The sequence below is a fragment of the Cedecea sp. B1(4) genome (assembly GCF_059414925.1).
The window spans coordinates 1-462 of record NZ_JCAHMZ010000069.1; the positions used below are offsets into that span (position 1 = coordinate 1).

General features: G+C 60.2%; 2 pseudogenes. One reads left to right on the forward strand and one right to left on the reverse strand.

The window, feature by feature from the left end:
• Positions 1-86, forward strand: a pseudogene (locus ACR6JA_RS22135) (hypothetical protein); the annotation flags it as partial.
• A gap of 60 nt (positions 87-146) precedes the next feature.
• Here ACR6JA_RS22135 and ACR6JA_RS22140 read toward each other — a convergent pair.
• Positions 147-455, reverse strand: a pseudogene (locus tag ACR6JA_RS22140) (DUF1016 N-terminal domain-containing protein); the annotation flags it as partial.
• Positions 456-462: the final 7 nt, after the last annotated feature.

Genomic DNA, 462 nt, shown 5'->3' on the forward strand with positions numbered 1-462 from the left:
CAGGCATGCCAGCGCCAGCTAAGCGTGAAGCTTACGCAGCAGACATCACCTACGGTACCAACAACGAATACGGTTTCGACTACCTCCCCCGCGACGATGGCCTCGTCCGGGAATTCCTCGGCAAATTTGACCATGCGAGCCAGCGCCGACACATTGAAGCCTTTGCCGTAATCTCTCGCCAATTCTTGCGACAGCGTCGCAAGAATCTCCTCGCCATAACCTGCCCGCCCGTCCATCAGCACCTCTCGGCAGATGCGTTGACCCACGTGCCAATACAGCATGGTCAGCGTGGCATTGGCCGCTTGCGCGACATGCTGGCGGGCGGATTCGATAAGGCCGCGCAGTTCGGTCAGCAATGCGGCGGGTTCGCGCTCCACCGGTGCGAGTTTCTTGCGTGTGGTCGTTTTCCTACTCGTCACCATCGGCATCCTCCTCGGTGGGCTCAGCCTCATCATCGCCCAG